Source organism: Vibrio sp. VP6, from assembly GCF_028823755.1.
Classification (GTDB): domain Bacteria; phylum Pseudomonadota; class Gammaproteobacteria; order Enterobacterales; family Vibrionaceae; genus Vibrio; species Vibrio parahaemolyticus.
The window spans coordinates 14,454-27,661 of the sequence record NZ_JAPEID010000012.1 but is presented as its reverse complement, the minus strand read 5'-3'; the positions used below and the strand labels follow the sequence as shown (position 1 = coordinate 27,661).

At 45.9% G+C, this 13,208-nt stretch carries 9 protein-coding genes and 1 pseudogene; 4 read left to right on the top strand and 6 right to left on the bottom strand.

What is annotated here, in order from left to right; translation table 11 throughout:
- The first annotated feature begins 165 nt into the window (after positions 1 to 165).
- From OU793_RS09970 to OU793_RS09955, 4 genes are read left to right on the top strand one after another with little or no spacing between them, the layout of a single operon-like run.
- Positions 166 to 1,170 (top strand): NAD-dependent epimerase, encoded by a 1,005-nt coding sequence (locus OU793_RS09970; protein WP_159404052.1) that lies wholly within the window; start codon positions 166 to 168, stop codon positions 1,168 to 1,170.
- A gap of 53 nt (positions 1,171 to 1,223) precedes the next feature.
- Positions 1,224 to 1,973 carry a glycosyltransferase family 2 protein gene (locus OU793_RS09965; protein WP_005457975.1) on the top strand — a complete coding sequence of 250 codons (750 nt, stop codon included), beginning with the start codon at positions 1,224 to 1,226 and terminating at the stop codon, positions 1,971 to 1,973.
- On the top strand, positions 1,970 to 2,638 hold the full coding sequence (locus tag OU793_RS09960; RefSeq protein ID WP_005457981.1) for a TVP38/TMEM64 family protein: 669 nt from the start codon (positions 1,970 to 1,972) through the stop codon (positions 2,636 to 2,638). Before OU793_RS09965 ends, OU793_RS09960 begins: the two co-directional genes overlap by 4 nt.
- Complete coding sequence (locus tag OU793_RS09955) at positions 2,635 to 4,359, top strand: glycosyltransferase family 39 protein (protein WP_140103511.1); 1,725 nt, start codon at positions 2,635 to 2,637, stop codon at positions 4,357 to 4,359. Before OU793_RS09960 ends, OU793_RS09955 begins: the two co-directional genes overlap by 4 nt.
- Before the next feature lie 91 nt (positions 4,360 to 4,450).
- Here OU793_RS09955 and OU793_RS09950 read toward each other — a convergent pair whose 3' ends face one another.
- From OU793_RS09950 to OU793_RS09925, 6 genes and pseudogenes are all read right to left on the bottom strand, one after another.
- A complete protein-coding gene (locus tag OU793_RS09950; protein WP_024700284.1) occupies positions 4,451 to 5,029 on the bottom strand; it encodes a membrane integrity-associated transporter subunit PqiC in 579 nt (192 codons plus the stop codon).
- On the bottom strand, positions 5,029 to 6,675 hold the full coding sequence (gene pqiB / locus OU793_RS09945) for an intermembrane transport protein PqiB (protein WP_005457973.1): 1,647 nt from the start codon (positions 6,673 to 6,675) through the stop codon (positions 5,029 to 5,031). Before pqiB ends, OU793_RS09950 begins: the two co-directional genes overlap by 1 nt.
- Positions 6,668 to 7,999 (bottom strand): paraquat-inducible protein A, encoded by a 1,332-nt coding sequence (locus OU793_RS09940; protein WP_029805403.1) that lies wholly within the window; start codon positions 7,997 to 7,999, stop codon positions 6,668 to 6,670. The genes pqiB and OU793_RS09940 overlap by 8 nt, the downstream gene beginning before the upstream one ends.
- Before the next feature lie 313 nt (positions 8,000 to 8,312).
- Positions 8,313 to 9,365 (bottom strand): c-type cytochrome, encoded by a 1,053-nt coding sequence (locus OU793_RS09935; RefSeq protein ID WP_140103512.1) that lies wholly within the window; start codon positions 9,363 to 9,365, stop codon positions 8,313 to 8,315.
- Between the two features lie 8 nt (positions 9,366 to 9,373).
- The gene (locus tag OU793_RS09930; RefSeq protein ID WP_159404053.1) at positions 9,374 to 9,985 is read right to left on the bottom strand and encodes a cytochrome c; all 612 of its coding nucleotides are present in this window, start codon (positions 9,983 to 9,985) and stop codon (positions 9,374 to 9,376) included.
- 164 nt (positions 9,986 to 10,149) lie between these two features.
- Positions 10,150 to 13,207 (bottom strand): annotated as a pseudogene (locus OU793_RS09925) (tetrathionate reductase subunit A).
- Position 13,208: the final 1 nt, after the last annotated feature.

Below are 13,208 nucleotides of genomic sequence, written 5' to 3'. Positions count from 1 at the left end.
ACTTCACTATTAATATTGATGTTTTTCTTCGTTTTTCATAATAATCTAGATCAAAATCACAGCATCATTAAATTCAATATGACCAAGAGGTATCGATAGTTAATTAGCTTTACATATCAATAAATTACTTCTATTTTTGTTGTATGTGTCTTATGGTGTTAATTTATGAAGTACTTAGTTACAGGTGCGGCAGGTTTTATTGGTAGTGCAACTATTAGAAAACTAAACTCATTAGGATATGAGGTTATAGGTATTGATAATATCAATGACTATTATGATGTTGAGTTAAAGTATGCAAGATTGAATTTTATAAAAAATCCATTATTTCGATTCTTTAATATAGATATATCAAATGAAAATGAAATAGAACGTTTATTTGAGAAAGAAAAGTTTGACAGAGTTATCCATCTTGCCGCACAGGCTGGTGTTAGATATTCACTTGTAAACCCACATTGTTACGCTGAATCGAATTTAAGTGGATTTTTAAACGTCTTAGAAGCTTGTCGTAAAAGCCATATCAAGCATTTCATATATGCATCTTCCAGCTCCGTTTACGGCTTAAACAAGAAAGTGCCTTTCTCTACATCGGATAATGTTGATCACCCCGTTTCTTTATATGCAGCGACTAAAAAATCTAATGAATTGATGGCGCATAGTTATTCTCATCTCTATCAACTTCCTACAACAGGCTTACGTTTTTTTACTGTGTATGGTTCTTGGGGACGTCCAGATATGGCGCCTTTTATCTTTACTGAGAAAATAATTAACGGTCAGTCTATTGATATTAATAATAACGGTGATATGTGGAGGGACTTTACCCATATTAATGATATTGTCGAAGGGATAGTCAGAATTTCTGATGTCATACCAAGAATTAATCAGCGATGGCAGTTTGAAAATAGTACTCCAGCGGATAGTTCTGCTCCTTATTCTATTTACAATATTGGTTATGGTTCACCGATTTGTTTGATGGATTTTATCAAAGCAATAGAAAATGAACTCGGAATAGAAGCAAAGAAGAATTATCGAGAGATGCAGCCAGGAGATGTATACCAAACCTATGCTGATACAACAGCTTTCTATCAAGCCACTGGTTACCGGCCGTCAGTTTCCGTAGAAGAAGGCATTGCCGAGTTTGTCGCTTGGTACCGGAATTTTTATAACAAGTAAAAGATTTGTCATTCAGAACTTTCAAGGTCGAGAGTTCACATAAGGTTAGAGCTATGTTACCGAGTATATCAGTCGTTATTCCTGCAAAAAATGAACAAGGAAATATCGGGAAGTTAGTGAAAGAAATTCATGCCAGTTTAGAAGCATACCCTAACGTCGAAATTGTCATTACGGACGACGGTAGTACCGATGATACGGTGCAAGAGGCACTTGAAGCTGCTAAAGAATGTGGGTGTGACCTGCAAGTGGTAAGCCACGAACATAGTTGCGGTCAAAGCACAGCAGTGTTAACTGCCGTCAAACATGCAAAAGGCGAGTGGATTGTTACCTCCGATGCTGATGGGCAGAACGATCCGTCGGATATGCCTAAGATGCTTGAGCTTGCTGCTAAAGTCAGCAATCCGAATTTTTGCATCGCGGGTTATCGAGCAAAAAGGTTAGATACAGCTTGGGTTAGGTTTCAATCGAAGGTGGCGAACAAAGTGCGCCATGCATTACTAGGTGATGGTGTTCCAGATTCTGGTTGTGGACTTAAAGTCATCCCTAAATCGACTTATCTGCGCTTGCCGTATTTTGATCATATGCATCGGTTTTTGCCTGCACTCATCAAAGCGATGGGCGGGGAAATCGTCGTTCACCCAGTCGCGCACCGAGACAGAGAAGCAGGCACTTCCAATTACAATGCATGGAACCGTGCTTGGGTAGGGATTGTTGATATGTTTGGTGTGATCTGGTTACAAAAGCGCACGAAAAATCCGATGATCAAAGCTGTCAGCATTGCCAATGAAAATGCAAAACAATGAAATGGTTAAAGCTTGCACTTCTTATACTTGCTGGGGTTTTGTTAGCAAATCAGCTCGATAATCCCGTTTTATCTCACCTCACAGATAGGAACTGGCTGGTTGGCTACATTCAAAAAAACGGGGCTTTAGGGCATGTGGTCATCTTCACATTCAGTGTGGTGTTTTTGTCGTTGAGTGGGCCAAAGCAAGCCATCGCATTGGTATTCGGCTATTTATACCACGTCCAATTAGGCGTGCTTATCACCTTATTTGCTTGTGTTTTTGGGGCGACATTTAACTACGCCTGCGCGCGCTTTCTCATCGGAAATTGGCTATATCGAAGGTTCCCGAAAAAAATGACGCGTTTTAATTCATTTGCGAGTCGTAAGCCGTTTTACAAAATCCTTTTGCTACGTTTGTTTCCGATTGGGAATAACGTCGTGACCAACGTTTTATCGGGTAGTGTCCGAGTGCCGTTCTTTGCCTTTATCTCCGCCAGTCTGTTGGGATACTTGCCTCAAATTATCATCTTCGCATTGATGGGCGCTGGTATTCATTCATCGAGTAATACAATGATATATCTCAGTATTTTCTTTGGTATCGTTAGCGCGGTACTCACAGGGTTTCTCTATCGAGATCATATTAAAAGTCGTGTTGAATTATTGAATATGGAAGAGGAAGTATGAGCTTAGTGACGTCCAAGTGTCGACAAGTTTGGCAAAGTGATGACTATTATCAAACCCTATGGTTTTTGTTGTTCCTCGCCTTCATCATTATTTTTTCGGGGATAGGGTTACGCGACCCGTGGCCTGCCGATGAACCACGCTTTGTCGAAGTTGCTCGAGAGATGGTGCAATCGGGAAACTGGTTTTTTCCTACCAGAGGGGGAGAGCTCTATCCCGATAAACCGCCAGTATTTATGTGGTCAATGGCGGCTTTTTATTGGTTGACCGGCAGCCTAAAAGCAACGTTCATGTTACCTAATGCGATTGTCAGCCTAATTGCTTTGGTGTGCTGTTACAATATTTCCGCAAAGCTGTGGAATGTCAAAACTGCGCGAAATGTGGGCTTTCTACTATTGCTTGCTCCACAATTTATTATTCAAGCAAAAGCGGCGCAAATTGATGCGATGGTAGCCGCGTGGATCACCATCTCCATGTATGGGCTGTTGCGACACTTCTATATTAAGACCAACTGGGTTTGGTATTGCTTGGCTTGGGTGTTTATGGGGCTTGGCATTATTACAAAAGGTGTTGGATTTCTTCCCGCGTTGTTTTTGATACCCGTTTTGTTTTTGCATTTTTCTGGCAGACACCGTTTTGAAGATGCGGTTTCATGGAAGCTATTACTGGGCCCAGTGTTCATGCTTTTGACCATTGCATGTTGGTTTGTGCCTATGGTTTCGATTGTAGAGATCAGTCATAACCCTGATTTTGCTGCTTACAGAGACAACATCTTGTTTAAACAAACGGGTGAGCGTTATGCGAACTCTTGGGGACACATTCAGCCATGGTATTACTTTATTGTCAGCGTGATTCCCGTTATGTGGTTTCCACTGTACTTGGTGTTCTTCAATAAGAAGTGTTGGCAGCAACTACGATTATCACCTGCGTTATTAAGTTTGTTCGCTTGGGTTGTGCTTGTTATCGCTTTCTTTAGTCTGAGCCCGGGTAAGCGAGGTGTTTACATATTGCCAGCGCTTCCAATGCTTGCTGTTATTGCGGGTTATGCGTTAACGAACCAAGCTTGGCCTAAATGGACCGACAAATTACTTAAAGCTATCGTTTTGATTTTAAGCGTAGTTTTGTTTTCTGCCGCTGTTGTTGCAGGTCTAGAGGTTAAATCCGTCACGAAGCATTTAGGTGAGTACGATTCTATATTCCCTTACGTCGTATTCTTTCTTGTTGCCGCAGCGATTTGGGTTGGCGCATTTTTTAAAACGCGCACGGTACAGGCTCTATATACCTTTTGGGTGGCTCTTGCGCTGACTTGGGTCTGGTATAGCGTTGCGGGATATACATTGCTTAACCCAGTTCGCACGCCGGCTAAAGAGATCATGTCAGAAGCACAAAAAGCAATCGGTAAAGATGGTGAGTTAGGACTGACGCTATTTAAAGAGCAATTTTTGCTGTTTTCACCTGTGTCGGTAACACATTTTAGCTATTTGTCAGATCACAAAGAGCAAGAGCGCAATGCTTGGTTGTGGCTACAAGAAAAGCCGAATCGGTATATCTTGACCCAAGGTGGGAATGAGATGGAATGTTTCGATGCCAACAAAGCGAAAAAACTAGGGGAAGCCCATCGCCGGGATTGGATTTTATTTGATGCCGAGAGTGCGCTTGAATCCTGTCAGCCGCCAAGAAGCATCAAACGATATGAGCTACATATCGATAAGCCATATTCTTAATCTCTTGAGCTGCTAAACATACATAAACAAGAGAGGGGAGCGTGATGCTCCCCTCTTTTATCTGATGACTTTCGTCTCTGGTGTCTATTTACTATAGCTGCGCAGCCATATCGTCGGTTAGTTGGTTCAAACCTGCCGACAGTGCATCAACCAGAGCGTCGTAGCCTTCATCTTGCAATGGCATCAATATCTTTATTTGCGAGCTGCGAACGATGTTGCCGCTTGCATCGATGAGTAACCATTCACCTTCAATCTCCGCGTTACCTTGGTAGCTACCATTAAACTTGTTCAAAGTAAGTTGAAGCTTGGATTCTCCACTTTGATCCAGAAGATTATTCATTTCAACTGGCCAATAGTCGCTTTGTTTTTGGCGCAGCTCAGCCACAACACGTTGGGTAATTTGCTCAGAAATACTTTGAGCCCACTGGTGGCGTTTGGCTTGAACAATCTGAGTATCTGATGTGCGATACACAATACTATTGTCATTCAGGTAGCTAGCGAGTTGAGCCGGACGAATCACCAGTAAAGGGCGTTCTGCAACGCTCATCTGGTTAGACGTTTTTGTCTCAGCTTTAGGTAAGAGATACAGCGCCCCCGTTGCTTCTGGTGCGCTGCTGCATCCTGTCAATCCGGTTATAAGTGCTGTCGCTAATAAAAATACACGTTTCATTATTGTTGCCCTCTAACAGGAATTGGATCCTTCACTTCATCTTCTCCAAATACTAATGAGTTTGGTTTTTCATTTAGCTGTTTTAAAACAGGTTTGAATTCCGTCATCACCTTCTCTAGCTCTTTCAATGTCGATTCCATCTCACTGTACATTGTCGAGTTAGGGCCGTATCCATCCAGCGTTTTTTGCAGTTGCTGCAAGCTTTGGCGAATATCTGCAGGTATCTCTTGTGTGTCTTTTTGGCTTAAGAGCTTATCAATGCTATTCGCCACTTTTTCTGCGGACGCCAAAGTGCGCTCAGACGTTTTCAACGTTGCGTTCAGAGACGTTAATGTATCTTCCATTGGCAAGTTATTAAGCTTGTTTAAGAAGTCATTTACTTGGCGCTGAACCTGTGCAAAGCCACCTCGCATTGTAGGGAAGACGTCTAGCCCTTCATACGTGTTTGCTTCATATGGCGTATCGTCTGGATAAAAATCCGCGTCAATGTACAGTGCACCAGTCAACAAATTCCCGGTTTTTAGTGTGCCGCGAAGCCCTTTTGCAAACTCGTCTTTTAGTTTCTCTTTGAACATTTCCATCGAGTGGGACTCAACATCACCGTATACACGGCCAAGCTCAATACGGACTAACACCGGAATTCTCTTCGCCGAGAAATGCTCTTCTGGAGTTGGAAGACGCATAGGCACTCTCATTACTGTACCAATGCGCAGGCCTCGGTATTCAACCGGAGCTTTGCGTTTTAGGCCACGAACGGACTCTTCGAATAGCATCACGAATTCGATGTATTCGTCGTACATGCCTTCGCGTACTTGTTTAACATCATCGTACAAACGGAAGTTCGTCATGTCTTTGGTAAGAGCTTCGCCTGACTCCATTCCAGGAATGCTATCAAAGGTGACGCCACCAGTAAGAAGGCTTTCAAGCGAGCCAAATTTCACTTCAAATCCTTCCGCATTCAACTGTAAATCGAGGCCTGAATTGAGCCAGAATTTGGTGCGAGTGCGCACTAAACTGTCATAAGGCTTAAAGATGAAAAGTTGGTAAAGAGCACGGCGCGTATCTACGTCAAAGCTGGTTTTCTCTACTCGCCCAACCGTAAAGCCTTTATAAATAACCGGGTCACCCACACCAAGCTTACCTGCTTCACGGTGAGTCAAGACAATGCGCAGACCTTCTGCGTCAGGCGAAGCGACCGGTGGAACATCCAGAACTGCGAAATGATCTTTTTCGACCTCAGAACTGCCCGGTTGCAATTGAATGTAAGCACCGGAGAGAAGGGTTTCCAAACCAGAGACGCCATCACGGCCAATGCGCGGCTTCACCACCCAAAACATGGTGTCATCTCGCAGCATGCGCTCCGCGTCTTTATTCATCTGTGCTTTGGCGATGATGTGATCGTAGTTCTCACTGAGTGTGACTTCAGTGATCAGTCCCACTTTTACATTCAGTGCGCGGATTTCTGTCTTGCCGACTTCAATCCCATCCGCAGTTGGCAGCTGTAAAGTAATTTGTGGGCCAGTACTGTTGATGTATTGGAACAGCATCCACGCTCCCATGGCTAGCGCAAGGATCGGAACAATCCAAATAGCAGAAATCTGCTTTTGCGGTTTTATTTGAGCGGTTGCGTTGTTCTCATCACTCATATTTGGCTTTCTCAGTTAGGTTATTAGTCATCGGCTCTTGCACTTCGCTCTGTGGTAGTTGCCACAACAAACGGGAGTCAAAAATCATCGCAGAGAGCATGGTGAAAATGACCACTGCGGCAAAAGATAATGCAGCAGGGCCGGGGTAAATTGCCATTAAGTTTTGCAACTGAACCAGTGCAACCAAAATGGCGACAACAAAAATATCGATCATTGACCAACGGCCAATGAATTCGGTTAATCGGTATATCTTTAAGCGCGAAATGCTCTCTTCAGGTGGAAGGTATTGAGCCTTTTGCGCATTGTAATATAACCACGCCAACGCCAACATTTTCGCCATCGGGATAAACACACTCGCGAAGAAAATCACCATGGCGATAGGGTAGGAGCCTAAATGCCACAGCAAGATGACGCCTTCCATAATGGTTGAACCTTCTGAGTGCCCAAGACTGACGGTGTACATCATAGGGTAGAGGTTTGCTGGGATATAAAAAATCACCGAGGCAAACAACAATGCCCACGCTTTTTGTAGGTTCTCGCTCGGGTTGTATTCGTGAAGTCGACTGTAACAGCGAATACAGCGCTGATGTTTTTTATCCTCGATGGGATTGAGTTGGTGGCAAGTGTGGCAACCGATGTGATTGTGGTTGTGGTGAGTGTCACCTTCTTTCACGCTTGGTAACTCGATTGCCGGAATAAAGTGCCCCCACAGCCAGCTTTTATCGACCATTGAAATGCATTTCACCACCAATATCGTGTATACACAAAACGCCCAAAACGAGCTGCCCATACCGATGTCGGCCAGAGACGCAATTTTAATTAAGCTCACCAATACGCCAATTAAAAACACATCGACCATTAACCACGGTTCAACTCGAAACAGAATTCGGCAAAGTACTTTGGCCATACGCTGCTGCTTTTTAGACGGCGGATGGTTGCGAACTTTTAACGCCTCAAAGTGCAGAAAAAGGATCAAACCCACATAGATAGCTGGCAAAACGACGACCGTCGCGAGCAGAAGCGCACCAAGAAGAGCGTTTTGAAATTCAGCCAGCATTTTGGCTGCGTGAAGTAGAGTGATCTCTTGCGACAACCCTTGCACGCTGAATGACATGAATGGGAAAGAGATACTGAGCACCAGCATGATCAAACACGCAGACGATACCGCAATCACGCTTTGATAAGGCTTGGCGTTAATTTTTGTAAGTGAATGCGAACATCGAGGGCATTGAGCTTTTTGCCCTTGCTCGATCTCCGGAATGCGGACGACAAGGCCACATTCTTCGCAAGAAATTAACTGACGTGAATTAGGTTGAATACTCATTGGGTAGGTTTTGAATTCATTTGTCCTAAGAATACTCTGTTTTCACTAGACACGCTTGTGTTGATTCAGGAGTTTACGAGTTTCTTACTTTTGCAATCACCGTACTCGTGTTGCTAAAACATGCCAAGCGGTGCTGAAAAGTATGCAACATTTTACTGCTAGGGTTTGAAATTGGGAAGTCGTTACCGCATAGAAGTGGTTTGAGTGAAGCAAATGAAATGGTGATCTTTGGGATGAGGGAGAGAAAGAACCTGCCCAAGCATAGGGCAGGAATGTATATAAGGATGTAGCTATATTGCAAGCTCTAACGTTGCTACTCAACCGTTCCGCTTGCAAATGCGCTTTCACCTATTTGCTTACCGTTTAGTGTTTTGCCGTAGTAACCTTGATGCTGGTGGTATTTTTCTGCATTTGCGGTGACGCTGCCTTTAAATCGAGGATCTTGTGGGCGTTCGTGACTATTGATGTACGCAGCAACGTCCCAAGCTTCTTGCTCAGTCAGCTGCACACTTTTTCCAAGTGGCATGTTCTCATAAATAAAATAGGCCGCTGTGTTAATGCGATGCATACCTGCGCCCCAGTTATATGCAAATTCGCCCCAAAGCGGAGGAATGTATGAATGGCCGTCGGTGCCTTTGATACCCGAGCCGTCGGCGCGATGACAAGTCTCGCAGTTCTTTTCATAGACTAAAGCCCCTCGCTCTGGTGATGGTTCTTGCTTCGGTGCGGCGATTTTTGGGTAGCCACGTCCTGCTAGGTTGCCGCGCTCTTTAACGGGTAATGCTTGAGCAATAGCATCTGGCAAAGGGAAGTCTTGCGTTTTACCACCCACTTGGAGAGCTTTAATGTCTAGCTCTGGCACCGCTTCATCGTTCATACCATAACTATCGAGTAATCCACCCATTGCCAACCAATAAGCGTAAGCGCTGAGGGCAACAATTTCGGGTGAGTCGTAAGCGGGGGCTTTGCCGTTCATGGAGTATTCGAAGCAACCTTGAATACGGTCTGCGTAGCTGTTTACGCGATCGTTTTTCTTGCGATAAGCCGGGTAGGCCATGTACGCCGCCCACAGCGGTGCTGCATTGGCTTTTCGTCCTGCTTCCATATGGCAGTTCACACAGCTTTGCTCATTGCCAACGTATTTACCGCGCATCTGTTGCGAGTTAACAAAGAGCGAGTAACCACGTTTTACTTGCTCACCAAATGCGGTGTTTGGAATTTTACTCAGATCGCGAGGCTGCAAATATTCACCGTGATTCTCTTTTTTTACTGCGGGCAGTTCAGTTTGACGATCCGGCAGTGGCTCGTTGGCCAAAGTAGCAGCAGAGATGAGAGGCAATGCGAACAAAGAATAGAAACGTTTCATGTCTGCTCCTAGTAACGTAATGAGGCAAAGTAGTAGGAAAGGTTTTCAATCTCTTCGTCAGTGAGATTTTTCGCGATAGTACCCATCATATTGAGCGGGTCACCACTGCGAGTGCCGTTTTTCCATGCCATCAATTGCGTTTTTAAGTAATCAGCATGTTGGCTTGCGAGGCGAGGGAATTTGTCGACGCCCATTCCGCTGGCTCCATGACAAGTCGCGCAAGCTGGAATGTTTCTATCCCAATCACCTTGGAAGATCAATTTACGATACGGGTTACGAATGTCGGCTTGGTCGCCGCGTTGCTCTGGGTTAGTGAACTCGTAGCTTGGAAGATTAGCAAAGTAATCCATGACTTCTTTACGAACGGCAGGATCGCTAAGCTCTTTCGCCACGCCTTGCATGACTACGTTTTGTCGTTCGCCACTAAGGAAGAGTTCTATTTGGGTGTTGAGATAATTCGCGTTCAGACCAGCAATCATAGGCGCAATGTTTGGTTGACCCATGCCATCTTGGCCGTGACAACCGCTGCACACGCTGACTTTTTCAGGAATAGACGAGGCGCTTGCGCCCATTGTGGTTGCCAGCAAACAGGCCGTCACCACAGGTAGTATTTTTGACATGCTGACTCACTTTAATTGTTATTAATATCTCCAAGTGTCTACTGTGATAGTGACTTGGGTGCTGTATTGTCGGCTTTGTCAATAACTAAAGGTATTGTGGATTTCCACATATTTAGAGGATGGGAAGAGCCGCTAAATGGCAGCTCTTCAGGTTTGGTTGTCTACTAAGCTTTGCGGATTTTGGCTGGTAATGATTGGCGAGCCGCGGCTCCTACCACCCAATCCAACAACACGCCTTTCCCTTCTCGGGTTGGGTCAATTAATCCGATGTCGTTAATGTTAACGCCATCTTGGCTGCGAGTTTTTACGGGTTGCTGTTTATCGCCGATCCAGTGCGATCGTTGTCCTAGCTCGGTATGACCAAACCCATGCTCAAATCCTAGTGTGCCAGGGCGAATCCCGCTGACTATCATCGCAAGTGCTTTGGTGCTTGCAGATGGAGTCTCGATAACAAACTCATCACCCGTTTTAATGCCTGAGCGCTCGGCATCGATTGGATGGATGTACACAGGGTTTACGCCTTTAATCGAGTTCAACCTTGGCGATAGGTTGGATACCGCACTGTGAATGTTGGATTTAAAGTTAGTCAGGCTGAAAGGCCATTCTGAGCTTGGGAACTGGTCTTCCATTGGTGTGCCGTCGGCCAGTTTTTGTGGATGCCATGTTGGGCAACCCGTGTAGAAATCTCCCGTCATGGTGTTTCTTGCGCTGCCGACACGTTCATTCCATATCGCAACAGGTCGTGTCCATTTGTGCTTCATTTGATCACCTTGATACGCTTCGGTTGCATTTTCAAAGCGTCCGCCGCGAGCAAAAATAAACGCCACTCGTTTCATCTCATCCGCTGTTAGCGTTCTTTGCATCGCTGGCATTAAACGCTCTAAGCCTGACCATGCAATGTCTTCTGCCGAAACTTCAGGCACGCCGCCTTTCACATAAGCCAAGTTTGCCGCAGCTCGCAAATAGAAATCTTCGGCGCGATGGAGAGCGTGCCAGTTGCCTTGTGCATCTTGAATTGCATTGTCACCAAAACCGCCCAGCTGCATTTTCTTAGCAACATCAATCAGAAAGTTCTCTAAGCAAATCGAGCGACCGTCGGCGGTTGGTGACGGTTTTCACCGGAACATCGTGCCAAGGCGTTGCCATGCCCCAGCTTTCGTAAGTAACGGTGTCCGGCACAATGTAATCCGACAACGCGGTGGTTTCGTTAATGAATGCATCAACAGACACAATCAAACCGAGCTGCTTTGGATCTTTAAGCTTGTCTTCCAGCAGTGTTTTCAAACCGGGTACACCATACATCGGGTTCGCCATGTGGTTGATCCACGCTTTAACGCGATATGGATAACCATCAATAGCCGCAGATAGGTGTTCTGTCAGCAGTGGCGCTGCAAACGGATACCAAGGTGCGCGAGTTGGGTAAGGGGATTTTCCTGCCTCAACGCGACGTTTGTATTCGCTGGTTTTGTGGTATGGGAATTTACTGCGCGATAAAAAGACGCCTTTCGGGCCGACTTTGCCAGCAAATTTGGTGAAGTCGTAACGAGGACCCGCAGCGGAAGTTGGGTAGCCACCCGCTTTCGCCATCGCGCCGCCTTTCATGTTGATGTTACCAATCAACGCATTGAGCATCATGATGGTAAACGAGTTATAGAACCCATTGGTGTGCATGTTGCCACCGTGGGTATCGACCACCGCTTTTGTGCCATAGCTTGTGAAGCGTTTCGCTAGTTCTGCGATTTGCTCTACAGGGATCTCACATTGTTGACTGTAGAACGCAAGGCTGTATTTAAACGCCTCTTCTTTGAGCCTTTGCAGAGACGATTTTACGCGCACTTTGCCTGATGCAAGCGAAACCGTTTTATCGACAAACAGTGTCGCTTCCTCAGTTTGGGTATGAACACCAAATTGGCCACTTTGCTCTTCCACGATGACGTACGGGTCGGAATCAGACAACGCTTCGCCCTCGAATGGCAGAGTCAGATCCGATGCGCGTAAAAACGTGCCGTTTCTCGGGTGCTGCTCATCGCTTATCACGAGATGTGTAGCATTACACCAGTGCGCGGTGCCTGCTCGTTTCATCGCGTTTGCCCCCGGCTGCGCCAAGAAGGTTTTGTTGTAGCGTTGGTTTTCGATAATCCATTGGATCATGCCAAGCACGAGGGCAGAGTCGGTGCCCGGTTTGATTGGTATCCAGCGGTTATTGTCACCTGCCGCCAAGCTCGATGAACCCGCCGGCAAACTTGGTGTGATGATGGTGTATTCCAAGCTGCCTTCTGTTCGCGCATTGGCGAGTTGGCGCGCCTGACGCTTAAAAGGGTTACCCGCTTGAGCTGGCGACATACCGATGAAGATGATGTATTCCGCATTATCAAAGTCTGGCTTTAAGTGTGCGTTCTTATCTAAATCGTTCATAAATGCGCCGCTGCCAGCACGAAATGCATAGCCGCAGTAAGAGCCATGATGCCCAAAGTTACGCGTACCATAGCTGTTGAACGCGAAGCGTTTGAATATGTCGTCTCGGCCTTCGTTACCTGCGTTGGTCATTAACAATTGGTTGGCTTTCGGTCCATATTCTGGGTTTTCAGGATCAACGGGCGTTGTTAAATCGCGAATATCGCGTAAGCCATCAACATGGCCTTCACCAAATAAATCACCACCTTCAACGACTTCTTTTATCAATTGCTCGTAGCTGATCGGAATCCATTTTCCTTCGCCGCGTTTGCCAACTCGTTTCAGCGGCTGAGTAATGCGGTACGGGCTGTTGCGAATTTCTAGCATCCCGTTTCCTCTTGCACAGGCGGTCGAACGGCCGTCAAGGCCCGCTTCTCCTGCCAAACTCAAATAAGCATCTTTGACTGGCGTTTCGAAAGGAATGTGTTGCTGATGAGACAGCGGGTGATATGGGTTGCCACTGATACGCAAGATCTCGTCATTGCGGTTATCAATGCGTACACGCAATCCGCACAGTGACCAGCAACCAAAACACATCGATGGTGCAACACGCTGGTTTGGATTTGGGATCAGATTACCTTGGTCATTAACGGCGTATTCTGGTTCGAGGGAATTGCCGTGGTGAATATCGCGGGTCTTTTGCCCAGCAGTGCCTTCCAGCGCACCTTCTACCATGTGCTTGGTTGTGGTGGCGTAACCTGCAGCAAATGCACCAAGCCCACCGACTGCAAGGCCTGATTTCAAAAACTGACGGCGTTTGTTATCCATA